Here is a 25,960-nt window from a genome sequence, read left to right as displayed (position 1 = left end):
CGCCAACGCGGCGGACGATGCGCGTCAGGCGCGACGCCGACGAATGGTCTCTGCGCCGACCGCAAGCACGATCACGATCCCGATGATCACCTGCTGGAGGAAGGGCGAGACGTTGAGAAGGTTGAGGCCGTTGCGCAGCACACCGATGATCAGCACGCCGATCAGCGTTCCGCCGATGCCGCCTGCGCCGCCGGAGAGCGAAGTCCCGCCGATGACGACGGCAGCGATGGTGTCCAGCTCATAGCCAAGGCCGCTGGACGGCTGGACGGAATCCAGGCGGGCGGCGAGCACGATGCCGGCAAGCCCGGCAAGGACTGCGCTCACGACATAGACGGCTATCGTCACCAGCGGGACGTTGATGCCGGCCAGCCGCGCGACTTCGGGGTTGCCGCCCACCGCATAGAGCATGCGGCCTTCGGACCGGAAGTGCAGGAAGAGCCAGGCCGCAAGAACGACCGCGAGCATGAGGAAGACCGTGGCAGTCATGACGCCGAAATGGCGATCGATTGCCAGCATCATGAACCAGTCGGGGAAGCCGACGATCTGCTGGCCGTCCGTGATCATGTTCGCAACGCCGCGCGCCGCCGACATCATAGCAAGCGTGGCGATAAAGGCCGGAACCCTGAACTGCGTCACCAGAAGCCCGACGATCAGGCCCGAAACGGCCGATGCGATCAGGGCAAAGGCGATCCCGACTGGCAGCGGCAGACCAGCGACGTTGGCGGTCCAGCCCATGACCATCATCGCGAGGGCGAGGGCCGAGCCGACGGACAGATCGATGCCGCCGATCAGGATGACGAAGGTCATTCCAACCGCCATGATGCCGAGGACGGTGATCTGGTCGAGGATATTGAGGCCGTTCCGGACCGAAAGAAACGTGTCCGTGCTGAAGCTCAGAAAGATGCACAGCGCCAGCAATCCCACGAGCGGACCGGTCGCTCCCTTGAGCTTGCCGAGCCAAGCTCCGGAGGAAAGCCTGTGTTCATTGATATCGAGCGCCACCATTGCTCCTCCCATGCTTACGCTTGTATCTGATATTCGTGCAAGCTAGAATAATTATTCACTGTTGCTGGAAAATTCATTAACAAGTTGCTTTCCGGCTGTCAACAAGATTTGCAGCAGTGTGCGCTTCCGGGTGCCTCGCTAAAGGGCTTGACTAATCGGTTGGTTGTGCAAAAATATTGAATAGTGAATATTTATGCATATGAGGAGCCCATGGATACGACAGAACTTGAGCGCATCGCCCGCGACATCCGATTGCGTGATCTCCAGGCGGTCTTTGAAGCGGGCGCCGGCCATATTGGAGGGGAGATGTCGGTCATCGACATTCTGACGGCGCTCTATTTTCGTGTGCTGAAAGTCTGGCCGGATCAGCCGAAGCATCCCGACCGCGACAGGTTCGTTCTGTCAAAGGGACATACGGCCTGCGCTCTCTATGTGACGCTCGCAAAGCGCGGCTTCATTCCGGAGGAGGAGATTTCCACCTTCCTGCAGCCGCATTCGAGGCTGAACGGGCATCCGAACTGCAACAAGGTCCCTGGCGTCGAAACGAATACCGGGCCGCTCGGCCACGGTCTTCCGGTCGCAGTCGGGATGGCAAAGGCCGCCAAGCTCTCCAGCGCTCGATATCACACCTATGTCGTCACCGGCGACGGTGAGATGCAGGAGGGTTCCAACTGGGAAGCGATCATGGCGGCAGCGCAGTTCAAGCTCGACAACTTGACCTTGATCATCGATCACAACAGGTTCCAGCAGGGCGCTGCGCTTGCCGAAACCAATGATCTTGCGCCGCTTCGTCCGAAGCTCGAAGCGTTCGGCTGGGAGGTTACCGAGATCGACGGCAACGCTATGAGCGAAATCGTTCCGGCTCTTGAACACCGGGGATCTACGCCGCACTGCATCGTCGCCCACACCAACAAGGGCCACGGAATCTCCTTCATGCAGGATCGCGTCGAGTGGCATCATAAGGTGCCGAGTAGGGAACAATACGAAATCGCATTGGCAGAATTGTCGGAGGCACTGTGATGAACGCGCCAGTAAACCCACCCAAGCTCCACGATTGCCGCGACGCATTCGCCTCTACGCTCGAGCGGCTGGCCGGCGAAAACGAAACGATCGTTGCCGTCTGCAACGACTCTGTCGGCTCCTCCAAGCTCGGCGGCTTCAAGTCGAGGTTTCCGGAGCGCCTCGTCAATGTCGGCATCGCGGAGCAGAACATGGTCGGCGTCGGAGCAGGCCTTGCCAATGGCGGACGGCTGCCCTTCGTGTGCGGCGCTGCTCCGTTTCTGACGGGGCGGTCGCTGGAGCAGATCAAGGCCGACATTTCCTACTCGAACGCCAACGTCAAGCTGGTGGGGATCTCGTCCGGCATGGCATATGGCGAACTCGGTCCGACTCATCACTCGATCGAAGACTTCGCCTGGACGCGGGTGCTGCCCAATCTCCCGGTCATCGCGCCCTGCGACCGGATCGAAACCGCTGCTGCGGTTGCCTGGGCAGCGACCTACAGCGGGCCTTGCTTCCTGCGCCTGTCACGGGTCGGTGTGCCCGACCTTCTTCCGGAAGGTCACACGTTCGAACTCGGCAAAGCGAATCTCCTTCGCCAGGGTTCGCAAGTCACCTTGATCGCCAATGGCACCTTGACGCATCGCATCGTGAAGGCTGCCGAGATTCTCGCAGACCGCGGCATCGATGCCAGGGTGCTCAATCTCGCAACGGTTCGTCCGATCGACGAAGAGGCCATCATCGCCGCAGCCAGGGAAACCGGAGCGATCGTCACGGCCGAAGAACATTCGATCTTTGGCGGGCTCGGCTCCGCGGTGGCCGAAGTGGTGGTCGACCATGCCCCGGTGCCGATGAAGCGCCTCGGCGTTCCCGGCGTCTATGCCCCGACCGGTTCGGCAGAGTTCCTGCTCGACGAATACGGCATGTCGCCATCCGCAATCGCCGACGCCGCGCAGGCGCTGATCAAGCGCAAGTAATGGGATCAAGACTGGCCGGGACGCCTGTTGCCATCCCGGCCGTCAGCTGATCTGGGGAGGATAGAATGCGGGCAATTCTGGCATTCGACCAAGGCACGACCAATTCGAAGGCAGTTCTCGTTTCCGAGACGGGCGAAATCATCGGCCGAGGTTCGTCCCCTGTCGGCATCTCCTATCCGGGGGAAGGCTGGGTCGAACAGGACCCGCGCCGGCTCTACGCTTCGGTCTGCGAAGCGATCGATGCGTGCCTGAAGGCCAGCCCCGACGCGAATATCGCGGCCATTGCCATTTCCAATCAGCGCGAGTCCGTCACCGCCTGGGATGCCGAAACGGGAGAGGCGCTTGGACCGGTGGTCAGCTGGCAGTGCCGTCGAACGGCACGGGATTGCGAACGTCTGATTGCCGAACGCCGCCTCGAGCGTGTGCAGGCGCTGACCGGCCTTCCGCTGGATCCGATGTTTCCAGGTTCGAAATTCCGGTGGCTGCTCGACCGGATTCCGGCCGGACGGCGGGTGCGATTGGGAACGGTCGACAGTTGGCTCATCCACTGCCTGACAGGCGGGCGCCGGCATGTATGCGATGCTTCGAATGCCGCCAGGAGCCAGTTGTTCGATCTCAGCGAACAGAGATGGAGCGAGGAACTCGGTGAGATCTTCGGCGTCGATGTCGCGTTCCTGCCCGAAGTGCTCGACAGCTCCGCCGATTTCGGCCGGACGAAAGGACTGCCAGGGGTGCCGGACGGCACGCCGATCATGGCCGCGATCGGAGACAGCCACGCCGCCCTGTTCGGCCATGGAGCATTCAAGCCGGGCGACGGCAAGGTGACCTTCGGAACCGGCTCTTCGATCATGACGACGCTCCCGCAATTCATAGCCCCACGCAACGGCATCACGACCACCGTCGCATGGCGCATCGGGGGAAAGCCGACCTTCGCTTTCGAAGGCAATATTCTGGTTTGCGCTGCCAGCCTTCCCTGGATGGCCGGCATTCTCGGCCTTGAAGATGTGGCGGCCCTTGTCGAACTTGCGGCGAGCGCCGAGCCTGGCGGACCCGGTTTCGTGCCGGCCTTCGTCGGACTGGGAGCGCCCTATTGGAATTCCGACGCCCGTGCCCTGTTCTCGCAGATCAACTTCAATACGACACGTGCGCAGATGGCGCGGTCGGTAACCGATTCCATCGCGTTCCAGGTCCATGATGTGATTGCCGCCATGCGGGCACAGAGCGGCGGCGCGCTCGGCGCGCTCTATGTCGATGGGGGACCGAGCCAGAACCGCTTCCTGATGCAGTGTGTGTCGAACCTCATCGAACATCCCGTAATCCAATGCGAAGCACCCGAGGCATCGGCTCTGGGCGCTGCCTATCTGGCGGGGTTGTCGCTCGGCATGTGGAGCGATCTCCACGTTGTCGCGGCGCTGCCGCGAAACACCGAGATCATCGAGCCGCAAACCGTGGATCGCGCGGGACTTCTCGATAGCTGGAATGATGCGCTCGCCCGCTCGACGTCCCGCGAAACACAGGCTAAAGGTGAATAAAAATTCACTCCGGGATCAGCGATGACTCGCCTCAACGAACTCCGCCTCATTTCAAGGGTCGCCCAGATGTACCACATAGAGGGGCGGCGACAGGCGGAGATCGCAGAGCACCTTCGACTGTCGCAGGCCACGGTGTCACGCATGCTCAAGCGCGCCGAGGCTGAAGATATCGTAAGGACCAGCGTGATCCCTCCTGTCGGCACCTACAGCGAGCTCGAGGGCGCGCTTCGCGAGAAATACGGCCTGCCTGAGGCGATCGTCGTCGAGTGCACGGAAGATCGGGACGGCGCCATCATGGCCCGTATCGGTGAGGCAGCGGCTCATCTCCTGGAGGTGACGCTTGCGCCGGGTGAGATCATCGGCGTTTCGAGCTGGAGCCAGACCATTTTCAAGATGGTCGAGAATATTCATCCTCAGAAGAGCGCCCAGGCGAAATACGTCGTCCAGACCCTTGGAGGCATGGGCGATCCGTCGGTGCAGACGCATGCGACGCAGCTGACAACACGGCTTGCGCGCCTGACCGGCGCCGAGCCGAAGCTGCTTCCTGTGCAGGGCGTCACGACATCCAGAGAAGCAAAGCTTCTTATGCAGGCCGACCCCTTCGTGCGCGAGACGATGGATCTGTTCGGCAGCATAACGCTTGCAATCGTCGGCATCGGAGCCGTGGAACCATCCGAACTTCTTGCACGCTCCGGCAATATCTTTTCGTCTCGCGAACTCTCCGACCTTGCGGAAGCGGGAGCCGTCGGCGATATCTCGCTTCGCTTCTTCGATAAGAACGGCAAGGCGGTCAAGACGCCCTTGGATGACCGGGTCATAGGGCTTCCACTCGAGGATCTCGAACGGGTGGACCGGGTCATTGCTCTTGCCGGCGGAGCCAAGAAGACCGACGCGATCGCAGGCGCGCTCCGCGTGGGTGTCATCGACATGCTTGTTACGGACAAGTTTACCGCGCAGCGCTTGATCGACTGACGAGGTGGGGTGACTTTACCGGGTCAATGTGCCGTCCCGTCGACGGTTACATGATGCTATTCCAGCGAGCATTTCTCCACCCGAGCCTCGATCCTGTAGATCTCCATCAACGTCTCGGCAATCACCACATCCCCTTGGGGCGCCGCAGACGCGCATGCGGCCGTTGGCAATGATGAGGACTTGTCGACGAACCGCAGCGCCTGGTTGAGGTCTTGAATGGCGATCATGGCGAGCATGCCCTTGGTGCAGGCCTGTCGGCCATGAAGTCCAGGACTTCGATCTGGCGGTGGAGGTCGAGCGCGCTGGTTGGTTCGTCCATCAGCATGATTTCCAGCTCGCGGAGCGCCTGGGCGATCGAGACGAGTTTGACGTTGCGGCCGGACAGCACGCCGAGATCACGGAAGGCGAGGGCTAATGTCTAGGGCGCCCATGATCTCGTCGATGAAGCGCAGGTCGCTGTCGCGGGCGGCCCAGGACTGGCCCTGCTTACGGGCGAGCAGGATGCCCGGGCCCTTCGCTTCAGGCTCCGGGCGTGCGGCCCTGCGATCGATTCACTGGATCGATCGCCGCTTTGCAGGACCGGGCATCACCCACCGGTGACACTCATATGCCGGGCCACCGCCGGACGGTTGTGCGTGCGGTCGATGATGAAGTCGTGGCCTTTCGGTTTGCGGGTGATGGCCTCGTCGATGGCGGCATGGAGAAGGGCGTCGTCTTCGGTGGCCCGCAGCGAGGCGCGCAGGTCGGCGGCATCGTTCTGGCCGAGACACATATAGAGCGTGCCGGTGCAGGTGAGGCGCACACGGTTGCAGCTCTCGCAGAAATTATGTGTCAGCGGCGTGATGAAGCCGAGGCGGCCGCCTGTTTCCTCGACCCTAACGTAACGCGCTGGGCCGCCGGTCTGATAATGGATGTCCACAAGGGTGAACTGACGTTCGAGATCGGCTCGCAATTTCGAGAGCGGCAGATACTGGTCAGTCCGGTCTTCTTCGATCTCGCCCATCGGCATGGTTTCAATGACGGTCAGGTCCATGCCGCGGCCGTGGGCGAAACGCAGGAGATCGGGGATCTCGGCACCGTTGAAATCCTTCAAGGCCACGGCATTGAGCTTGATTTTGATGCCTGCCTTCTGCGCGGCGTTGATGCCTTCCATCACCTTGTCGAAATCGCCCCAGCGGGTGACCTTGCGGAACTTCTCGGGATCGAGCGTATCGAGCGAGACGTTGATGCGGCGCACGCCGCAGTCATAAAGTTCCTGAGCATGGCGGGAGAGCTGCGAGCCGTTGGTGGTCAGCGTCAGCTCATCAAGGCCGGAGCCGATCTTTTCGCCGAGCCTGCGCACGAGATACATGATGTTCTTGCGCACCAAGGGCTCGCCGCCCGTCAGCCTGATCTTCTTCACGCCTTTCGAGATGAAGGCGGAACAGAGCCTGTCAAGCTCTTCCAGCGTCAGGAGATCCTTCTTCGGCAGGAAGGTCATATTCTCCGCCATGCAATAGGTGCAGCGGAAATCGCAGCGGTCGGTGACGGAGACGCGTAGATAGGTAATTGCTCGGCCGAAAGGGTCGATCATTGGATGCGCATCTGACACCAGCGGCGCCGCGTTGCTTATCGTTCCCACTCTTGTATTCACCAGTTCCTCCGCCGCAGGGCCTTGCCCTTCGGGCTGTCGTCGTCGCGAAAGTCATGCCGGTTTCAAGCGATATCTTTCAATGTGTGCATATGTGATTGCCCCGTCAAGGGAAACAGATTTCACATACGGCAATTTGCGCTTGCCTCCAAAATGGCGAAAGCCTACTTCTCCAGGGAAAGAGGGTGACAGAGATGAGCGATATCTGGCCGACCGAACTCCGCGTCTCGAAAGACAGGCAGCGGCTTGTGGTGACCTTCAGCGATGGGCAGAGCTTCGACCTGTCGGCCGAGCTGCTGCGAGTGCTCTCGCCTTCGGCCGAGGTGCAGGGCCACGGGCCGGGGCAGAAGGTAACGGTACCTGGCAAACGCAACGTCGCAATCATCTCGATGACGCCGACCGGCAATTACGCGGTCCGTATCGGTTTCGACGACATGCACGATACCGGCATCTACACCTGGACCTACCTGCGCGAGCTTGGCGAGCGAGGGCCCGAGCTGTTTTCGGCCTATGAGGACGAGCTCAGGGAAAAGGGCATGAATCGCGACACGGCGGAGAAGCCGCGCTGAATTTCAGATAAAACAGCCATGAGGGGCATATGGCGAAAACCAACCGAAAGAGCTGGCTGCGTGCCAAGGGCAGCGCCGCCGGCAGCAAAGTGACCTTTCTCGAGCTGTTCTTCGACCTGGTCTTCGTCTTTTCGATTTCGCAGCTTTCGCATGCGCTCGCAGCCCATTATACGCCGCTTGGCGCGGTCGAAGCGGCGCTGATGACCTTCGCCGTCTGGTGGGTGTGGATATTCACCGCCTGGGTGACGAACTGGCTCGATCCGGACAGGATGCCGGTGCGCGGCATGCTGGTGGTGCTGATGATGCTCGGGCTGGTGTTGTCAGCCTCCATTCCCGAGGCATTCGGCGACAAGGGGCTGCTCTTTGCCGGCGCCTATGTGGCAATGCAGGTTGGGCGGTCGCTGTTTGCGACCTATGCGATGACGCGAGTGGACCGTGCCAATACGCTGAATTTCGCCCGCATCACAAGCTGGCTGGTGGCGGCCGCCGTCTTCTGGATCGCCGGCGGGCTCTTGGAGCATGAGGCCCGGCTCATCGCATGGCTGATCGCATTGGCGATCGAATATGCCGGGCCGGCCGCGGGCTTTGCGGTGCCGCGGCTCGGACGCTCAAGGCCAAGCGACTGGGATGTGTCCGGCGCCCACATGGCTGAGCGTTGCGCCCTCTTCGTCATCATCTGCCTCGGCGAAGCAATTCTTGTTTCAGGCCGTACATTTTCGGAGTTGCCGATCTCTGGTTTGACCGGCCTGATCTTCGTAACCGCCTTCATCGGCACGGTCGCCATGTGGTGGCTCTACTTCCGCTTCGGCCACGGGCGAGCCGTTCATCGTATCGAGCATGAGGAGACACCGGGGGCCTTGGCGCGGCAGGCCTTCACCTATGGGCACATTCCGATCCTGGCCGGCATCATCGTGCATGCGGTGGCTGTGGAATTCATGTTCTCGCATCCGCATGAGACGGGCGACTTCGGAATCGCCGCGGCGGTGCTCGGCGGTTCGGGCCTGTTCCTCGTCGGCAATCTCTGGTTCAAGGGCGCGACCAGCGGGCAGATGCCGCTGTCGCATCTTGCCGGCCTCGTGCTGGTGATCCTGCTGGCCTTCGTGACCCCCTTCATCGAGGTCTATCTGCTGGGTATTCTGGCGACGCTGGTGCTGATCATCGTCGCTGCCTGGGAATACCGCTCGCTGAGCGGCACATCGACGGCGCCGTCGCTGCATTGATCATCACTCGTCGTCGCGCAGATCTTTCAGCAGCACGGCGACGATGCGTTCCATCGAGGTGGCGGTCGCCATGCATTGCTCGATCGGCTCATCGGAGAGCGTGCGCTCGATGAGATCGGTCTGGATTGCCATCGCCGCCTCGGTCAGTTTGCGACCCTCCGGAGTGAGATAGAGGCGTAGCACCCGCTTGTCGCGCTCGTCGCCGCGCCGCTCGATCAGGTCGCGTTTTTCCATCTGTGGCAGCAGCATGCTCATGTTGGAGCGGCCGACAAGCAGTTTGCGTGCCAGCTCCTGCTGCGAAATGCCTTCGAAGCGGTAGAGATTGACCAGAATGTCGAGGTGAGGCGGCTTGATTTCGAGATCGGCGAGCGAGCGGGTCAAAGACTGCTGCATCAGCTGACAGGCGCGCGCCACCGCAATCCAGCTGCGAAAACGCGGATGATCCCAGGGAAGGGATTGATTTTTGTTCATAGTTGTACTTTATTGTTCAGTGTTGAACAGTCTTTGGGATTCCCACTATGGCAAATTTCTTAAGTGACGTCACCCGCCGCGGTTTTTCGCTGCTGCAGGCAGTTTCACCCGCTCTGGCGGGCAAAGCGGCGTTCCTGCTGTTCTGCCGTACGCCATCGCCAAGGCCGGAGGGAGCGAAGGCGAGGGCGGCGCATGCGTCGGGTGCGGCCCGGCTTGCCGGAGCCGAGCGTTTCGCCCTTAAGCTCGCCGGTGGAGGACGTGCATATGCCTACCGGCTGAACGGCGGGGCCCGGGGCAAGCGCAAGCGATTTCTGGTGACGCATGGCTGGGGCTCGCGCACTGAATATATGGCCGAGCTCGTTTCCATGCTTTCGGCGACTGGCGCGGAGGTCGTGGCGCTCGATTTTCCCGGCCATGGATGCGCCGGCGGACGCTTTCTGCACATGGGGCTCGCCGTGGAAACGATAGCGGCGGCCGAAGCGCGGTTCGGCACATTCGATGCAGCGATCGGCCATTCCTTCGGCGGGGCAGCTCTGATGGTCTCGGCTTTGGGTTTGCTGCCTCATCTCGCACCTGTCACCATCGAGCGACTGGCGTTGATCGGCGCACCGAGCGAGATGCGCTGGCTGTTTATCGATTTTGGCCGTTTGGTAGGCCTGCGCCCTGCCGCGCAGGCAGTCTTCGAGAACGAGGTTAGCCGTGTCACCGGGCGGCGACTCGAGGATTTCGATATCGGCGGGGCGGCGGATAGCATTGGCCGGCCGGTTCTCGTCATGCACGCCGAAGACGATAAGGAGGTGTCGCCCGCCCATGCAAGACGCTACGGGGCGGCAGGCGAGAGCGTCCGGCTGTTGTGGGCGAACGGTTTCGGGCATCGGCGCATCGTAAGCGCCGCTCCGGTGCTTGCTGCGATTGCGACATTTCTAGATGGCAATCCGGACGAGAAAGGCGTTACCGGCAGCGCTATCAAAAAAGATGCGGAGATCATTCCGTTTTTTGAGCTTCCGGCAAGGCGCGCGGCATTGTAGCGTCCGCCCCGGATATCAAGCCGCGGCGGGACGCCTTATGAAAATCATCAGCAGCATCGAAGAGCTCAATAGGATCTACGGCGCAGGCCTATCGCAGGCTTCGGTCGACAAGGTGACCAAGCGACTGACGCCGCTTTACCGTCAGATGATCGAGATATCGCCCTTTGCGGCGCTTGCGACCGTCGGCCCGGAAGGGCTCGATTGTTCGCCACGCGGCGATCTCGGCGGCGTGGTTCGCGTCGTCGACGAAGAGACGCTGCATCTGCCGGACTGGCGCGGCAACAACCGCGTCGATTCGCTCTCGAATATTGTGCGAGATCCAAGGCTCGCGCTGATGTTTCTGGTCCCTGGCTCGAATACGACGATGCGCATCAACGGACGCGGTGTCGTCTCCGACGATGATGCGCTGCTTGCAAGCTTCGAGATGGATGGCAAACACCCGCGCACCGTCGTCGTCATCTCGATCGACGAGGTCTATTTCCAGTGCGCACGCGCAGTGATGAGGGCCGATCTCTGGAATGGCGAACATTTCGCCGATCCGGCGAAGCTGCCGACGCCGGGTCAGATGCTGAAGGCCGCGGTCGGCGATTTCGACCAGGAAACCTACGACCGGGAATGGCCGGCACGTGCGGCGAAGACGATGTGGTGAAGGCCATCAGGACTTGTAGATCAGCCAGCTCTTGCTGAAGTCCTTCTGCATGCCGTCCTGATAGAGGACTATGCAGTTGCGCCCGGCATTCTTGGCGCCGTAGAGGGCGATGTCGGTCTTGCTGTATAGCTCGCCGGCATCCTCGGCATTCGACGCCATGCAGATGCCGATCGAAACGGTGATCGGGCCGTAATTCACCCGCGTGCGGGAATTCTTGAACGGCGTGGTTTCCAGCGTACGGCGGATGCGTTCGGCGATCGCCGCCACTTCCTCGACTGTGTTGCCCTCGATGATCAGGGCAAATTCCTCGCCGCCGGCACGGGCGACGAAGACGTCGCGCCGGACATTGCTGCGGATGACGGAGGCTACGGTGGCAAGAATCTTGTCGCCGACGGGATGGCCGTAGGTGTCGTTGATCTTCTTGAAATTGTCGATATCGGCGAGCAGCAGGGCCGTCACCGGCCGCATGCCGGGATTGTTGAAGACGGCCGCAAGGCGGTCGTCGAAGGCGCGGCGATTGGAAAGGCGCGTCAGCGAATCGGTATTGGCGATGCGCTTGTATTCGTCGAGTTCCTTGCGGACCTGGTCCATCTCCTGCGAGCGCTGGACGACGTCCTCGACGGTGCGTTCGCCATGCGCCATGGTGTCGCCAGTCGCCTGGCTTAAAAGTTCGATGGCGCTTTCGATCAGTTCGACGCTGGCATTGCTCTTCGATGTGATGCGCTTGTGGGTTTCGCCGAGCAGCCTGGAATAGCTTTCGAGCGAGCTCTGCTCCTGCCTCAGGATCCGCAACAGGCCTTCGAGTTCGCCTGATATGCGCGTATGAACGTCGTCGAAGACCCGGGCCGGGCTAGTGGTGAAATATTGCGCACCGAGCGCATCAAGTTCGGCCTGCGTGGCTTGGCTGCCAAGGGCTGCAAGTTCGCGAGTGAGGGCAGGGTTAGAGCCGATATAGGCCTCGTAGAAGAGTTCGTAATTGCGCGGTATCGGCGCAACACCCATCGAGCGCATGGCATAGGTGATTTGACCCGCGACGTCGGGAACCTGCACCTTCGGCGCGACAGCCGTATTCATCCGGCGAACTCCTCATATATTCAAAGGCAATATTTAATTTGTTAGCTTAAATTTCTTGGGAAAAGATTAAAGCGACATATACCAAAGATTACATATAAAAATTCCGGCGAAGCTCAATACTTCAGGCAGGCCTATGATTCTGCATTGGGAAATGTATCTTCGGCGGAACAGTGCATACCCGCTTGGCGGGAACGGTGTCTAAAAAACTTACAGTTCTTATCTGGTCCGAGGCCGTATTCATCTTGTCGACACCTGTAGGCAGAGGCATGAGACCATGAAAAGGTCTGGCCACATTTCTGTCATCGCTCTCGCCTCAACTGTCATCGTCGCTGGTGTCTTGCTGCTGGAGCAAACCGGTATTTTCGCCGGAGTATTCCGTACGGAGATACTGGCCAGAGTGGACGATGGAGATGTCGCGCGTCCCAGCCCTACTGCCGGTATGCCGCAGGATAACGGGGCATTGGATAAGGCGTCGACGCGGTAGAGGCGCGTGAGGAGCAGCTGACCGCGGTTGTTTTCATTGCCTATTCCTGGCGCTCAACGCGCTTGTGGCTCTGCCGCTTGCTTCTTCTCAACTGGATACCGTCGCAGTCATGCCAGGTTCAACTCCTGGAAGAAATCATTGCCTTTGTCGTCGATGACAATGAAGGCGGGAAAGTCTTCGACCTCGATCTTCCAGACTGCTTCCATGCCGAGTTCGGGATATTCGAGTACCTCGACCTTGCGAATGCAGTCCTTGGCGAGACGGGCAGCGGGGCCGCCGATCGAGCCGAGATAGAAGCCGCCATGTTTCTTGCAGGCCTCGCGCACGGCGCGCGAGCGGTTGCCCTTGGCGAGCATCACCATCGAGCCGCCGAAGGACTGGAACTGGTCGACGTAACTGTCCATGCGGCCGGCCGTCGTCGGACCGAAGGAGCCGGAGGCGTAGCCGGCCGGCGTCTTGGCGGGGCCGGCATAGTAGACCGGATGGTTTTTCAGGTAATCCGGCATGCCTTCGCCCTTTTCCAGCCGTTCACGAATCTTGGCATGTGCGAGGTCGCGGGCTACGATGATGGTGCCGGTCAGCGAAAGGCGCGTCTTGACCGGGTGCCTGGAGAGTTCGGCGAGCACCTCGGCCATCGGCTTGTCGAGGTCGATATGCACGGTCGATTCCGACAGTTTCGCCTCGTCGATCTCGGGCATGTACTTCGACGGATCAGTTTCGAGCTGCTCGATGAAAATGCCATCGCGGGTGATCTTGCCTTTGGCCTGGCGGTCGGCGGAACAGGAGACCCCGAGGCCGATCGGAAGGGATGCGCCGTGGCGGGGCAAGCGGATGACGCGCACGTCATGACAGAAATACTTGCCGCCGAACTGGGCGCCGACACCCATCTGCTGCGTCAGCTTGTGGATCTCATTTTCCATCTCGAGGTCGCGGAAAGCATGGCCGCTTTCTGAACCTTCGGTGGGTAGTTCGTCGAGGTAGCGGGTCGAGGCAAGCTTGACCGTTTTCAGGTTCATCTCCGCCGAGGTGCCACCAATGACGATCGCCAGATGGTAGGGAGGACAGGCTGCCGTACCTAACGTCAGAATCTTTTCCTTAAGGAAGTCGATCATCCTGTCATGCGTCAGGAGCGAGGGCGTGCCCTGGTAGAGAAAAGTCTTGTTGGCCGAACCGCCGCCCTTGGCGACGAAGAGGAATTCGTACGCGTCGGTGCCTTCCTCATAAATGTCGATCTGGGCAGGCAGGTTGTTCCTAGTGTTTTTCTCCTCGAACATCTTCACGGGCGCAAGCTGCGAATAACGCAGGTTCTTCTTCTCGTAGGCGTCTATGACGCCGCGGGCGAGGGCCGCCGCATCGCCGCCCTCGGTCCAGACCCTGCGGCCCTTCTTGCCCATGATAATGGCCGTGCCGGTGTCTTGACACATGGGCAGCACGCCACCGGCGGCGATATTGGCGTTCTTCAGGAGGTCATAGGCGACGAAGCGGTCATTGTCTGTGGCCTCGGGGTCATCGAGGATGGCGGCGAGTTGCTTCAGATGGCCCGGACGCAGCAGGTGGTTGATATCGGCAAAGGCGGTTTCTGCAAGTAGGCGGATGCCTTCCGGCTCAACAGTCAAGATTTCCTGACCCCTGAAAGTGTCGATCGAGACATGATCGCCGCTGATCTTGCGATAGGGGATGGTGTCCTTGCCGAGCGGGAAGAGATCGTCAGCCATCGAAGAGACCTTTCTGGTGGGCGTGCGTCGCTAGATTGGAACCGATCTAAATCCCCTGCCAGGCAAAAGCAATCAGGATGCCGCGAGAGTTCGGCGGGTGCGCCATGCGCAGTGGACGAGGCGAGGCTGCGACGGGCTCGACACAAGACGACTTCAGGTTGCCTTCGGTTCGGAGCCGGTCCATATTCCCGGTCGCGTTAACTTGCAGGAGCTTCCGATGACCAAAGCAAAGCCAACTGCTAACGACGACCTCTTTATTTCTTTCGAACATGATCCGATCAGAGGGAACCTTCTCGACAACGACAACGATCCCGAGGGTGCGCCGCTCTATCTTCGTTTTTTCGATGGTGTCCGCGTCGATGCGAAACAGGGACCGACGCAGGAGACGATCATACAAGGGAAATACGGCACGTTCACCGTGCGGCCCGATGGTCATTTCACCTACGAGCTGGATTACACGCTCGACGTGGTGAAGAACCTGCGGGCGCACGAACAGCTGATTGAAGAGATCCGCTACAAGATCTCCGATGGCGCCGGGGGAACGGACGTCGGCATTTTGACGCAGGCGATAGACGGCGTCAACGAAGAGGACAAGTACCATGAGACTCTGGATTTCGACGATATGGGCGTCTTATCGAGGGCAGATAATTTCTCCCTTCCCAATTACCGTGGCTTTGCGCTCTCCGTGAACGGCAGCCATGAAGTGACGCTTCTGAACGGTATCGTCTATGATACGATCGCGGGCGTCGACGCCATCACCGAGGACGGGTTCAGCGATACCGTTCTATCGCCGGGTTCTGCGCCCGTAAGCTTGAAGCTGCTCGATGGCGGGGAATTCACCTTTCAGAGCGTTTCGATCGCCGAAGTGTCGGCAGCGCCCTTCCACCTGACGCTCACTGCCCTGAATGGCGGGCAGATCGTCTATCAGCAGGAACTCGAGGTCACCGGCGCCAGTCTCGAGGTCACTCTTGAAGACATCGAAGAAATCCGTTTCGACTTCATGGGCAATTCGGTCGTCATGGACAATTTTTCGCTGCTGGTTTGATCCCGGTCACCCAGGTCTGCAAGAGGAATGTCACATGTCAAACAGATATTCTATCGCAGCACAGCCTGAAGCGATCAGCTTCGATCAGGATCGGACGGCCGTCATGGTGATCGACATGCAGAATGACTTCGGCAGCCGCGGCGGAATGTTCGATCTTGCCGGCCTTGATATTTCGCCGATCCAGTGCCTCGTTCCGCCGATCGCGCTGCTCCTCGAAGCGGCGCGAAAGGCCGGTCTTCTGATCGTCTACACCAGACAGGAGCACAATTCCGATCTCTCTGATGCCGGAAATGACGATTCCGCCCATCGAATAAAGCACAGGCGCATGAATATCGGGCGGGCCGTCACGGCACCCGATGGCAGCGAAAGCATGGTTCTGGTTCGCGATACGTGGAATACGGCCATCGTTCCGGAACTAGCGCCTCAGCCAGGCGACGTCGTGATTTCTAAACATCGATACAGTGCGTTCTTCGAGACGCCGCTCGATGCCATTCTGCGGACCAGGCGGATCAACACGCTCATATTCGTTGGGGCGACTACCAGCATATGCGTCGAATCGACGGTCCGGGACGCAACTTTTCGGGATTACCGTCCCGTCGTGCTTCGCGACTGCACCGCTGAATTGATCGCCGCCGATGCTGCCCGCAGCAATCATGAGGCGACGCTGCTCGCAATCGAGCTGCTTTTCGGCTGGACGGCAGAATCCGGCGACGTGATTCAAAGTCTGCTTGCCGAGGCTGCCGGGTAGAAGGAAAGACGGATCGAGGTGAGCGATCGACCCGTCAGCAACGCCAGGCAAAGAAGGGCTGCAGCTTGCCGCCGGCTACTTCGGCCCGATCATCGTTTCCGGGCGGACGATCGCATCGTAGTCTTCGGCGGAGACCAAACCGCTGGCGAGCGCCTCTTCCTTCAGCGTCGTGCCGTTCTTATGGGCCGTCTTGGCGATCTTGGCGGCGGCGTCGTAGCCGATCTTCGGGGCGAGGGCGGTGACCAGCATCAGCGAGCGTTCGAGACCGGCCTTGATGTTGTCCTCGCGCGCCTCGATGCCGACGACGCAATTGTCGGTGAAGGAGACGGCGGCGTCGGCAAGGAGCTGCACCGACTGCAGGAAATTATAAGCCATCATCGGATTGTAGACGTTGAGCTCGAAATGGCCCTGGCTGTCGGCGAAGGTCAGTGCGGCGTGATTGCCGAAAATGTGGATGCAGACCTGCGTCAGCGCCTCGCACTGGGTCGGATTGACCTTGCCCGGCATGATCGAAGAACCGGGTTCGTTTTCCGGTAGCGCCAGCTCGCCGAGGCCGGCGCGCGGGCCTGATCCGAGCAGGCGGATGTCGTTGGCGATCTTGAATAGGGCGGCAGCTGCCGCATTGATGGCGCCATGTGAAAAGACCATGCTGTCATGCGAGGCAAGCGCCTCGAACTTGTTTGGCGCAGTGACGAAAGGCATGCCGGTGATGTCGGCGATCTCCTCAGCGACCTTTTCGGCGAAGCCCACCGGCGCATTGAGGCCAGTCCCGACTGCGGTGCCGCCCTGGGCGAGTTCGCAGAGACCGGGCAGCGTCATCTCGATGCGCTTTATGGCGGAGCCGACCTGAGCGGCATAGCCGGAAAATTCCTGGCCGAGCGTCAGCGGTGTCGCATCCTGGGTGTGGGTGCGGCCGATCTTGATGATGTGGCTAAATTCCGTAACCTTCATATCGAGGGCGGCGTGCAGGTGCTTGAGGGCCGGCATCAGATGATGAGCGATCCGTTCGGCGCAGGCGATGTGCATCGCCGTCGGATAGGTGTCGTTGGACGACTGGCTCATATTGACATGGTCGTTCGGGTGCACCGGTTTCTTGGAACCCATGACGCCGCCGAGCATTTCTATCGCACGATTGGAGATGACTTCATTGGCGTTCATGTTCGACTGCGTGCCGGAGCCGGTCTGCCAAACGACCAGCGGGAAGTGCTCGTCGAGCTTGCCGTCGATCACCTCCTGGGCGGCGTCGACGATCGCCTTGCCGAGTGTGGGATCCAACTGGCCGAGCGACATGTTGGCGCGGGCGGCGGCCTGCTTGACGATGCCAAGAGCGCGGACGATCGACAGCGGCTGCTTTTCCCAGCCGATCTTGAAATTGCCAAGCGAACGCTCGGCCTGGGCGCCCCAATATCGGTCGGCGGCGACGTCAATTGGGCCAAACGTGTCGGTTTCGGTGCGGGTAGCGGTCATAGGGTTTGCCTTCCTGTCGCATGCTGTTTTCGGGCATCTTCGAAAGATGAGGTCTTATAGGTTGGAAACCCGGACAAGAAAACCGGATGCTGCGCGAAATATTGAAGGTAGCAGTCATGTTTGTGCTGCTGCCGGCCGTGCTTTTTCGGCCACGTTGAAAATTTTATGCGGCAGGAGGTTTTAGCCGCACTGGTTTGGCGGCAAAAAATCGGTAAAAAATTAACTAATAATTTCATAATTTTGTGTGAACTACTGCGCGGCGCCGTGCAGGATTTTCGTCACATAGAATTAGGTCCGCCGGCGCTGGCAGCGAAGGCCGGTTTCTGATCAATGGAGCCCTGCGCTGCTTGAGTTTCGCGGGATTTGAGCTTGAGCCTTGCGCTCGTGACAAGAACAGCATGACACCGGGACTGGAATATATATGACGTTCGTTTTGAAAGGTGCGGTATCCGCATTGGCAATTTCCTGCGGGCTGGCGGCAATGAGTGCCGTTCCCGCGCATGCCTATACGCTGATGGATATGCTGCGCGGCGACAGGCAGCGGACCCAGAGCACCATCTTCATGGACCAGATGCCGCCCGGGCGCGTGGCGCCGCGTGGCAGCGCCGGCGGATCGCTTGGGCTCGACCCGGAGGCGCCGCTGCCGAAGGTGAGCGGCCCACGCTATTACACCTACAAGACCGAAGCCCTGCAGTTCGTCGATACCAGCAAGTTCGCCGATCCGATCGTCACAGGTGCGGTTGCAGAGGTTTCGCCGGCGAGCGATTCCGGCACGGAACCGGTGGTGCAGCGCCGCTTCCTGGCACAGGCCAGGGTTCGCGCCAACGCCGACGTCGCCAAGGCGCTCGAAGCTTATTATGGCGACAACCGCAACCCGCTCGTCTGGATTGACGGCAACCAGATCAGCGAGCGCGCCAAGTCGGCGATATCCGCGCTGGCCGATGCGGCTTCCGTCGGCCTCGACCCTGCCGATTATGCCGTCCAGACGCCGACGGTCGATCCGGCCAATCCTGATCCTGCCGTGCGCGACCGGGCGCTGATGCAGTTCGAGCTTGAACTTTCGGGCAAGGTGCTTGCCTTCGTGCAGGACACGGTCCGCGGCCGCATCGACCCGAACAAGATTTCCGGCTATCACGATTTCCAGCGCAAGGCGGTCAATCTGGCGCCGGTGCTGAAGCTCGCCCGCATGAGCCCTAACCCCGGCGCCTATATCGCCAGCCGTTCACCTGATAGCCCGCAGTTCGAGGCTCTGAAGGGGGAGCTCGCCAAGCTTCGTGCCGCCGGCGGGAGTGAGGAGCAAATCGTCATTACGCTCACCGGGTTGCTCAGACCCGGCGACAGCTCGCCCGAGATCGCCAACATCGTCAAAGCGCTGCAGAAGCACGGGTCCGAGACGCTGAAGACCGATCATGCGGCGACGCTTGCAGCCTATGCGGGCGGCAGCGACTATTCGCCCGAGATCGTCTCGCTGGTCGAGGACTTCCAGAAAGAGCGCGGACTGAAGCCGGATGGTGTGATCGGCCAGGCGACGGTGCGCGCCATGACCGGCGGCGACACCAATGCTTCGAAGATCGACAAGCTCGTCGTCGCCATGGAGCAGGCGCGCTGGCTGCCGGAGGACCTTGGTTCCCGCTACGTCATGATCAATCAGCCGGCCTATATGGCCTACTACCACAATGACGGCAAGGAACAGCTGTCGATGCGTGTGGTGGTCGGTGGCAAGAACAATCAGACCTATTTCTTCAACGACCAGATCGAAACGGTGGAATTCAACCCGTTCTGGGGCGTGCCGCAGTCGATCATCATCAACGAGATGCTGCCGAAGCTGCGATCGGACCCGAACTACCTCGATCAGCTCGGTTATGAGGTTGAGGTGAATGGCCATGCTGTCGCCTCGTCCAGCGTCGACTGGTACGGGTCAACAGCGAATGTTTCGGTGCGCCAGCCGCCAAGCAGCGATAACGCCCTCGGCGAACTGAAAATCCTGTTCCCGAACAGCCACGCGATCTACATGCACGATACGCCTTCGAAGAGCTTCTTCAAGCGCGACATGCGGGCGCTCAGCCATGGTTGTGTGCGCCTTGCGAACCCGCGTGCAATGGCAGCCGCCGTGCTCGGTACGACAATGGACGACGTCGCCAGGCAGATCGCCAGCGGACAGAACCATGCGGTGAAGGTGCCACAGAAGATCCCGGTTTATGTCTCCTATTTCACCGCCTGGCCGAACAAGGACGGCGTGGTGGAATATTTCGACGACGTTTACGGCCGTGACGCCTATGTAGAGAAGGCTTTCGATGCCACGAGCAAGGCGCGTGGGGCGCAGATCTGACAATCGGATTTGATGGTTATGCGGGCGGGCGGTCTTTGGACCGCCCGTTTTGTTTTGGGGGCTTAAAGGGGAAGACACGAGGGAGAGGACATGCAACGGGCCGTGATCGCGCAGACATCGTCTTGATCACCAGGCCTCAAACAGCAACCTTTTCCGCATATTCCCCTAATAGTCTTTCGACCAATTCCGTTGTCAGCTCATCGAAATGGGTGATGATGTGGTCTGGTCCTAGGGTGTTCACCGGCACATCGGAATAGCCGAAAGGCACGGCGATCGACGGCACGCCGGCGTTTTTAGCGACCGCGATATCGTTGATGCTGTCGCCGACCATTACGGTCCGGGAAACATCGCCACCGGCGCGCTCGATGGTAGATGTGAGGTGACGCGCGTCGGGTTTTCGGTATTCGAAGGTGTCGCCGCCGGTAATGGCGTCGAAATAGCCGGTGAGACCAAGCTTCTCGAGCAGGCCGCGCGCGAGGCTCTCCATCTTGTTGGTGCAGACGGCGAGGCTATAGCCGCCCGATTTCAGCAGGTCCATCGCCGCGATCAGGCCGGGATAGGGTTGGGTATGGCCCGGCATGTTGCCGGCATAATGGGCGACGAAGCGTTCCACCAGCGGCGGCAGGGTGTCCGCTGAGAGCGGATGGCCGCGTAGCCGGCAGGCGCGCTCGATCATGACGCGCGCGCCCTGGCCGACAAGATGGGTGAGGTCGTCATAAGTGACCGGTTCAAGCCCGAGGGCTGCAATCGTATGGTTCAGGCTTTCGACCAGGTCGGTATGCGTGTCGAGGAGCGTGCCGTCGAGATCGAAGACGACGAGCGGAGCGGGTGCAGGAGTCAAGGGCTTGCCTTTTTGAGCGTGGGCGTCTTGCGAGCGGCGTCCACGGAAACGAACGTGTCTCTCCGCGGAAGCGATGGACACTCCTGAGGTAGGCGATCGCGTGACGGAAAGCAACGGCCTGAGGACCGCCGGGAAAGCCGCAGGCGTTTGTTTCGGCTTTTCATTTTCCGTGATGATTTTGACTTTCGTTTGCCAGGCGAGGCGTGTAAACAGCACATCCAACGCAATAATTCGGAGTTGGCGGCGCATGGATGCCCGCGAAATGAAGATCAAGGCCGCCGAGGCCGCGCTCGCTCACGTCGAAAGCGGGATGCGTCTTGGCATTGGCACAGGGAGTACCGCGGAAGAATTCGTCCGCCTGCTGGCGGAGAAGGTTGCGGGCGGCTTCCAGGTCGAAGGCGTTCCAACGTCCGAACGAACGGCGCGGCTCTGTGTCGAACTCGGTGTTCCGCTGAAGTCGCTTGACGAACTGCCGGCGCTTGATCTGACGGTTGACGGCGCCGACGAGGTCGATCGGGCGCTCAGGCTGATCAAGGGCGGCGGCGGCGCGCTGCTGCGCGAAAAGATCGTCGCCGCCGCTTCGCAGCGGATGATCGTTATCGCCGACGAGAGCAAGCTGGTCGAAACACTCGGCGCCTTCGCGCTGCCGATCGAGGTCAATCCCTTTGGTCTCGTCTCAACACGGATCGCCATCGAAAAGGTTGCGACGCGGCTCGGCCTTTCGGGCGAACTCAACCTGCGTCAGTCCGGTGACGGAGAGTTTACCACGGACGGCGGCCATCACATCATCGATGCATCTTTTGGCCGCATTCCTGATGCAGAGGCGCTTTCGAGCGAGCTGAATTCCATACCCGGCGTCGTCGAACACGGGCTCTTTATCAATATGGCGGCACTTGCGATCATTGCCGGTCCTGCGGGTGCGCGCACTCTGCAGGCAAACAGATAACAGGAGCATACACTCATGGTGAACATTGCAGGTCTTGGCCGTTTTGCCGCTGCGACCATCGTTCTTTCCGGGCTTGCCTTCGGCTCCGCCGTCAACGCGCAGGAGGTCTCCGAGGAGCAGCTGAAGGCCGCGCGCGCGGCGATTGACGCCATCGGCGCTACTGCCCAGTTCGACAATATCCTGCCCGGTCTTGCCGAGCGCCTCAAGGCCGGCCTGATCCAGGATTCGCCGAACTACCAGGATGCCATTTCCTCGACAGTGGATGCGCAGGCGCTGGCGCTGGCGCCGCGCCGCGGCGATCTCGAGAAGGAAGCTGCGCTCACCTATGCGAAGACTTTCACCATCGACGAGCTGAAGGCGATCGCCGACTTCTACAATTCCGACGTCGGCAAGAAGCTGCTGAAGGACGGCCCGGTCGCCTCGCGCGAGACAGCGAAGGCCGCGGATATTTGGGCGCAGGGCATTTCTCGCGACCTGGAAAGGCAGAGTAATGCCGAGCTTTCCAAGGTCATCAAGGCGCCGCCGCCGGCAACCGACAGCCCGGTTGCTCCGGCTCCGGCCGCCCAGCAGTAAGATCTGCTCGTCAGAACTTGCGAAAGCCCGGCATCGACCGGGCTTTTTTGTTATGATGCAGCAAGTGTGCGGCGGAGCTTGGTGAGGCAGACATGTCCGATCATTACAAGGCTGTGCGAGTGCGCATATCAGGGAGAGTCCAGGGCGTCGGGTTTCGCATGTGGACGCGCGGCGAGGCGTCACGGCTTGGGGTCACTGGTTGGGTGCGCAACGAAGCGGACGGATCTGTGGCCGCCTTGGTCGCTGGATCCGATAGCGCGATTTCGACAATGATCGAACGTTTTAGAAGCGGGCCGGCCGGGGCATCGGTTTCAGGCGTCGAGACTGAAGCGGTCCGGCTTGAGCAAATGCCCGCGGAGTTCCGTATCACCGGCTGAGAGCGGCATTCCGCCGACGGATGTGATCATCGACGCGCCGGAGACTCACCCCCAATCCTTCGAGCTCTTTGCCAATTGCCACACGCCTGTCTCATCCGGCTCCACGCGTTTGTTGCCACGGTAGAAGATCGGCACTCCGGTTTTCTTGTCCATTGCGAAGCGGCTCGGGGTAAATTTCTCATTCTCGTGACCCTGGATGGCGAGGTTGAGAGCTTCCTTGAACTTGCCGGCCCTGCACAGGTTGGCGAAGAGAATCTGATCCATCTTTTGCTCCGGCATTTTTGATCCCGTCAGTTGCCTGCCAGTCTGATGCGACCCGGTCAACCGCCAATGAGGATTCGCCAAGAGAGAACGTCGTGACGCGGGAGCGGGCTTTTGTTTTCATGACGATCGCCCCTATATCAGGAACGTCCTTCCTGTGATTCCCTTCCGGAGCTTCTCATGTCTTCCTATGATTACGACCTCTTCGTCATCGGCGGTGGTTCCGGAGGCGTGCGCGCCGCGCGCGTCGCCGCCTCGCTCGGCAAGAAGGTGGCAATCGCCGAGGAATATCGCTACGGCGGCACCTGCGTCATCCGCGGCTGCGTGCCGAAGAAACTCTTCGTCTATGCCTCGCAGTTCCACGAACATTTCGAGGATGCGGCGGGCTTCGGCTGGACTGTCGGCAAAAGCAGCTTCGACTGGAAGAAGCTGGTGGCCGCCAAGGATGTAGAAATCGCCCGGCTGGAAGGCCTCTACAAGAAGGGACTGGCCGGCGCCAATGCCGAGATCCTGGAAACGCGCGCCGAACTTGTCGATGCCCATACGGTGCGGCTTGTGAAAACAGGGCAGACGGTAACGGCAAAGACGATCGTTATCGCGACCGGCGGACGCCCGAACCCGCATGTCGCACTTCCCGGTCACGAGCTTTGCATTTCCTCCAACGACGCCTTTCATCTCGACGAACTGCCGAAATCGATCGTGATCGCAGGCGGCGGTTATATCGCCGTCGAATTCGCGAATATCTTCCATGGCCTCGGCGTGGGAACGACGCTGATCTATCGCGGCGCCGAAATCCTGTCTCGCTTCGATGAGGATCTGAGGCGAGGGCTGCACGAGGCCATGGTCGCCAAGGGCATCCGCATTCTCTGCCACGATACGCTGCAGCAGGTTTCGAAGGCCGAGGACGGGCTCGTTCTCGAGACGCTGAACAACGGTACGCTGCAGGCCGATATGGTGATGCTGGCGCTCGGGCGCGATCCGAATACAGAGGGGCTTGGCCTCGAGGCGTCCGGCGTTGCCGTCGACGAGCGCGGCGCCATCATCGTCGACGAATATTCCCGCACCAACATCGAAAACATTTACGCGCTCGGCGATGTCACCAATCGGGTACAGTTAACGCCGGTGGCGATCCACGAGGCGATGTGCTTCATCGAGACTGAGTACAAGAACAATCCGACCCGACCGGACCATGAGCTGATCCCTACCGCTGTATTCTCACAGCCGGAGATCGGCACCGTTGGCCTTTCGGAAGAAGAGGCGGCCAAGCGCTACGGTGAGCTCGAAGTATACCGCGCCCAGTTCCGGCCGCTGAAAGCCACGCTTTCCGGTCGGCGCGAGCGGATGCTCATGAAGTTGATCGTCGATTCTGCTAGCCGCAGGGTGGTGGGAGCCCACATCCTTGGGCATGATGCCGGCGAGATGGCGCAGCTGCTCGGCGTCACGCTGAAGGCCGGCTGCACCAAAGACGATTTCGACCGGACAATGGCGCTGCACCCGACAGCGGCCGAAGAGCTCGTCACCATGTATGCGCCGAGCTACCGTATTCGTGACGGGAAGCGCCTTTGAGCTTCCTAACTGGTGATGCGCGGCGCGCGGATGACCTTGAGGAAGAGCGCCTTCATCGCATCGGCGATACCTTCGGTCGGCGTCACCTCGAAGTAGAGGCCGGGTGAGGCGCATGCCTGCATCTTCGTCGGGATCTCGCTCTGAAAGGGCTTGATCCAGGTGTTGTACCAACTGTTCTTCGGCAGCGGCAGATAGGTGGTGTAGAGCACCGCGATCCTGACGCCTTTGTCCTTCAGCGGCTGGCAGAACGAAGTGTCGATCGGCTCCTGGCAGCGCTTGCCGGTGAGCTTCTTTGTGCAGCCCTTCGGCTTTTCGCTGTCGCCGACGCCGTCCGAAACGAAGAAGAGGATTTTCTGCGGTGTCGCGGAGGTGCTGCCATCGCCGGGCGTCGTGATGATGTCTTTCATCTGCGTCAGCGCGTTGTCGAAGCTCGTCTGTTGGTCGTTGTTGTAGCCCTGATACGGAATGGTCATCAGATCAACGGCGTCGGTGTAGGTGCGCACCTTATCGAGATCGTCCGTCGGACTGGATATGGTCGTGAGCTTGGCGTCTTCGGCCTTGGTGCCGAAGGTGTAGACGCCCATGCGGAACTGGTTTTCGGAAACGCGCGTCGTCTTGGCGGTCTGCGTCAATTCCTTGGTCGCCTGGCGCACAACGTCGATCCGCATGCTGACGCCGAGTTTCTTGGCGAGATTGTAGTAATTGTTGCTGTTCTGCGTTTCGTGACAGGCGAAGGCACAGCTGTCACTGGTGTTCTTTTCCATCGTAGCGACATCCTTGGCGGTGGCGCCGACGCCCATTGAAGGCGTATTGTCGAGCAGGATATAAAAATCCATGAAGGAGGCGGTCTGGTATTCGGCTGTCGCCCTGCCCGAAATAGTGATCGACTCACGGCCGAGAACGCGCATGAAGGTGGTCGGCACAGTCGCGTTGAAGGAAACTTGCGAGTTCAGCTTGTTGGCCGCCTTGGTCACATCGATGTCGAGATCAACCTGAATGTCGCCCAGTTCACCCGACATTTGAGACATGAAGATGTTGTGGGCATCAGTTTTGCCGAACGAAATCGTACCATTGCCGCTCATCGCCATCGCGGCGGCGACCGCCCCGGATTTTTCGGCGATCGAACCGACGGCGGCGGCATCGGCAGCGGCATAGAGCTGTGTCCTCAGGCTCAGTGCGTGGGCCACATCCACCGCCATGCCGGCAGCACCGAGGAGCGGCGCCATTAGCAATGCCGTCATGATGCCGAAATTGCCCGAACGGTCCAGAATGAAGCCGGGCGGAAGAATCGCCATGACATGCCCCTGATGATGAAACTCGTTCAGGTCTTACACGCAAAGTCTGAAATATGGGAAAATCGACATGGTATATGCTGGTTTAAAGCTTCGGGCGATTGGCCTTTGCAAGCCTCATCTAAAGGTCTATAAGCCGCCGGATATCAAGACAGGGCATCCGAGGAATGGATGTGAGTGAGGTTGGCGA

Annotated in this window: 26 protein-coding genes and 1 pseudogene; 17 read left to right on the top strand and 10 right to left on the bottom strand. The window is 60.3% G+C overall.

Features of this window, described 5'->3' with window-relative positions; genetic code table 11:
• Positions 1-24: 24 nt before the first annotated feature.
• A complete protein-coding gene (locus tag FFR93_RS26555) occupies positions 25-1,005 on the bottom strand; it encodes an ABC transporter permease (protein WP_088676130.1) in 981 nt (326 codons plus the stop codon).
• A 210-nt stretch (positions 1,006-1,215) separates the two neighbouring features.
• On the opposite strand from FFR93_RS26555, the gene FFR93_RS26550 reads away from it, so the two are divergent.
• The 4 genes from FFR93_RS26550 (at position 1,216) to FFR93_RS26535 (ending at position 5,485) form a co-directional block, all read left to right on the top strand.
• Positions 1,216-2,025, top strand: coding sequence for a transketolase (locus tag FFR93_RS26550; protein ID WP_138395350.1), 810 nt, complete (start codon positions 1,216-1,218; stop codon positions 2,023-2,025).
• Positions 2,025-2,981: a transketolase family protein gene (locus tag FFR93_RS26545; protein WP_138395349.1), complete on the top strand. Its 957-nt coding sequence runs from the start codon at positions 2,025-2,027 to the stop codon at positions 2,979-2,981. The genes FFR93_RS26550 and FFR93_RS26545 overlap by 1 nt, the downstream gene beginning before the upstream one ends.
• Positions 2,982-3,046: 65 nt before the next feature.
• Positions 3,047-4,513: an FGGY-family carbohydrate kinase gene (locus tag FFR93_RS26540; protein ID WP_138395348.1), complete on the top strand. Its 1,467-nt coding sequence runs from the start codon at positions 3,047-3,049 to the stop codon at positions 4,511-4,513.
• Positions 4,514-4,534: 21 nt separating this feature from the next.
• A complete protein-coding gene (locus FFR93_RS26535; RefSeq protein ID WP_138395347.1) occupies positions 4,535-5,485 on the top strand; it encodes a sugar-binding transcriptional regulator in 951 nt (316 codons plus the stop codon).
• 56 nt (positions 5,486-5,541) lie between these two features.
• Here the strand turns inward: FFR93_RS26535 and FFR93_RS26530 are convergent.
• Positions 5,542-5,988: pseudogene (locus FFR93_RS26530) on the bottom strand (ABC transporter ATP-binding protein); the annotation flags it as partial.
• A gap of 83 nt (positions 5,989-6,071) precedes the next feature.
• Positions 6,072-7,118 (bottom strand): GTP 3',8-cyclase MoaA, encoded by a 1,047-nt coding sequence (gene moaA, locus FFR93_RS26525; protein ID WP_138395346.1) that lies wholly within the window; start codon positions 7,116-7,118, stop codon positions 6,072-6,074.
• A 191-nt stretch (positions 7,119-7,309) separates the two neighbouring features.
• Here moaA and FFR93_RS26520 point away from each other — a divergent pair, with 191 nt between their 5' ends.
• Both FFR93_RS26520 and FFR93_RS26515 read left to right on the top strand, forming a co-directional pair.
• On the top strand, positions 7,310-7,684 hold the full coding sequence (locus FFR93_RS26520) for a DUF971 domain-containing protein (protein WP_064705192.1): 375 nt from the start codon (positions 7,310-7,312) through the stop codon (positions 7,682-7,684).
• Positions 7,685-7,713: 29 nt separating this feature from the next.
• On the top strand, positions 7,714-8,904 hold the full coding sequence (locus FFR93_RS26515) for a low temperature requirement protein A (RefSeq protein ID WP_138395345.1): 1,191 nt from the start codon (positions 7,714-7,716) through the stop codon (positions 8,902-8,904).
• A gap of 3 nt (positions 8,905-8,907) precedes the next feature.
• Here FFR93_RS26515 and FFR93_RS26510 read toward each other — a convergent pair whose 3' ends face one another.
• On the bottom strand, positions 8,908-9,375 hold the full coding sequence (locus FFR93_RS26510; RefSeq protein WP_138395344.1) for a MarR family transcriptional regulator: 468 nt from the start codon (positions 9,373-9,375) through the stop codon (positions 8,908-8,910).
• A 47-nt stretch (positions 9,376-9,422) separates the two neighbouring features.
• Between FFR93_RS26510 and FFR93_RS26505 the strand changes: the two genes are divergently transcribed.
• Positions 9,423-10,403 (top strand): alpha/beta hydrolase, encoded by a 981-nt coding sequence (locus FFR93_RS26505; protein WP_138395343.1) that lies wholly within the window; start codon positions 9,423-9,425, stop codon positions 10,401-10,403.
• A 37-nt stretch (positions 10,404-10,440) separates the two neighbouring features.
• Positions 10,441-11,052 (top strand): pyridoxamine 5'-phosphate oxidase family protein, encoded by a 612-nt coding sequence (locus FFR93_RS26500; protein WP_138395342.1) that lies wholly within the window; start codon positions 10,441-10,443, stop codon positions 11,050-11,052.
• 6 nt (positions 11,053-11,058) lie between these two features.
• On the opposite strand, the gene FFR93_RS26495 is transcribed toward FFR93_RS26500, so the two are convergent.
• Positions 11,059-12,126 carry a GGDEF domain-containing protein gene (locus FFR93_RS26495; RefSeq protein ID WP_138395341.1) on the bottom strand — a complete coding sequence of 356 codons (1,068 nt, stop codon included), beginning with the start codon at positions 12,124-12,126 and terminating at the stop codon, positions 11,059-11,061.
• Between the two features lie 274 nt (positions 12,127-12,400).
• Between FFR93_RS26495 and FFR93_RS41600 the strand changes: the two genes are divergently transcribed.
• Positions 12,401-12,610, top strand: a complete 210-nt coding sequence (locus FFR93_RS41600; RefSeq protein ID WP_138395340.1) for a hypothetical protein — start codon at positions 12,401-12,403, stop codon at positions 12,608-12,610.
• Between the two features lie 107 nt (positions 12,611-12,717).
• Here FFR93_RS41600 and FFR93_RS26485 read toward each other — a convergent pair whose 3' ends face one another.
• Positions 12,718-14,325, bottom strand: a complete 1,608-nt coding sequence (locus FFR93_RS26485; protein ID WP_138395339.1) for a fumarate hydratase — start codon at positions 14,323-14,325, stop codon at positions 12,718-12,720.
• A 217-nt stretch (positions 14,326-14,542) separates the two neighbouring features.
• Here FFR93_RS26485 and FFR93_RS26480 point away from each other — a divergent pair, with 217 nt between their 5' ends.
• Both FFR93_RS26480 and FFR93_RS26475 read left to right on the top strand, forming a co-directional pair.
• Positions 14,543-15,370 (top strand): Ig-like domain-containing protein, encoded by an 828-nt coding sequence (locus tag FFR93_RS26480; RefSeq protein WP_138395338.1) that lies wholly within the window; start codon positions 14,543-14,545, stop codon positions 15,368-15,370.
• 34 nt (positions 15,371-15,404) lie between these two features.
• Complete coding sequence (locus FFR93_RS26475) at positions 15,405-16,118, top strand: cysteine hydrolase (RefSeq protein ID WP_138395337.1); 714 nt, start codon at positions 15,405-15,407, stop codon at positions 16,116-16,118.
• Between the two features lie 75 nt (positions 16,119-16,193).
• Here the strand turns inward: FFR93_RS26475 and fumC are convergent, their stop codons facing one another.
• Entirely contained in the window at positions 16,194-17,585 is a 1,392-nt protein-coding gene (fumC, locus tag FFR93_RS26470) for a class II fumarate hydratase (protein ID WP_138395336.1), read from the bottom strand.
• A 165-nt stretch (positions 17,586-17,750) separates the two neighbouring features.
• Between fumC and FFR93_RS41040 the strand changes: the two genes are divergently transcribed.
• A complete protein-coding gene (locus FFR93_RS41040; protein ID WP_171049263.1) occupies positions 17,751-17,912 on the top strand; it encodes a hypothetical protein in 162 nt (53 codons plus the stop codon).
• Positions 17,913-18,006: 94 nt separating this feature from the next.
• Positions 18,007-19,914 (top strand): murein L,D-transpeptidase, encoded by a 1,908-nt coding sequence (locus FFR93_RS26465; protein WP_138395335.1) that lies wholly within the window; start codon positions 18,007-18,009, stop codon positions 19,912-19,914.
• A gap of 136 nt (positions 19,915-20,050) precedes the next feature.
• Here the strand turns inward: FFR93_RS26465 and FFR93_RS26460 are convergent, their stop codons facing one another.
• Entirely contained in the window at positions 20,051-20,755 is a 705-nt protein-coding gene (locus FFR93_RS26460; protein ID WP_138395334.1) for an HAD family hydrolase, read from the bottom strand.
• Positions 20,756-21,002: 247 nt separating this feature from the next.
• Between FFR93_RS26460 and rpiA the strand changes: the two genes are divergently transcribed.
• From rpiA to FFR93_RS26445, 3 genes are all read left to right on the top strand, one after another.
• Positions 21,003-21,701: a ribose-5-phosphate isomerase RpiA gene (rpiA, locus tag FFR93_RS26455; RefSeq protein ID WP_064705179.1), complete on the top strand. Its 699-nt coding sequence runs from the start codon at positions 21,003-21,005 to the stop codon at positions 21,699-21,701.
• A 15-nt stretch (positions 21,702-21,716) separates the two neighbouring features.
• Positions 21,717-22,274: a DUF2059 domain-containing protein gene (locus tag FFR93_RS26450; protein ID WP_138395333.1), complete on the top strand. Its 558-nt coding sequence runs from the start codon at positions 21,717-21,719 to the stop codon at positions 22,272-22,274.
• Between the two features lie 92 nt (positions 22,275-22,366).
• On the top strand, positions 22,367-22,651 hold the full coding sequence (locus FFR93_RS26445) for an acylphosphatase (RefSeq protein WP_138395332.1): 285 nt from the start codon (positions 22,367-22,369) through the stop codon (positions 22,649-22,651).
• Between the two features lie 45 nt (positions 22,652-22,696).
• Here the strand turns inward: FFR93_RS26445 and FFR93_RS26440 are convergent, their stop codons facing one another.
• Positions 22,697-22,915, bottom strand: coding sequence for a hypothetical protein (locus tag FFR93_RS26440; RefSeq protein ID WP_064705176.1), 219 nt, complete (start codon positions 22,913-22,915; stop codon positions 22,697-22,699).
• Positions 22,916-23,092: 177 nt separating this feature from the next.
• Here FFR93_RS26440 and gor point away from each other — a divergent pair, with 177 nt between their 5' ends.
• Positions 23,093-24,478 carry a glutathione-disulfide reductase gene (gor, locus tag FFR93_RS26435; protein WP_138395331.1) on the top strand — a complete coding sequence of 462 codons (1,386 nt, stop codon included), beginning with the start codon at positions 23,093-23,095 and terminating at the stop codon, positions 24,476-24,478.
• 5 nt (positions 24,479-24,483) lie between these two features.
• Here the strand turns inward: gor and FFR93_RS26430 are convergent, their stop codons facing one another.
• Positions 24,484-25,773 carry a vWA domain-containing protein gene (locus FFR93_RS26430; protein ID WP_138395330.1) on the bottom strand — a complete coding sequence of 430 codons (1,290 nt, stop codon included), beginning with the start codon at positions 25,771-25,773 and terminating at the stop codon, positions 24,484-24,486.
• Between the last annotated feature and the right edge of the window lie 187 nt (positions 25,774-25,960).

Source organism: Rhizobium sp. MHM7A (genome assembly GCF_005862215.1).
Taxonomy (GTDB): domain Bacteria; phylum Pseudomonadota; class Alphaproteobacteria; order Rhizobiales; family Rhizobiaceae; genus Rhizobium; species Rhizobium bangladeshense.
This window is presented reverse-complemented; position numbering and strand designations above follow the sequence as displayed.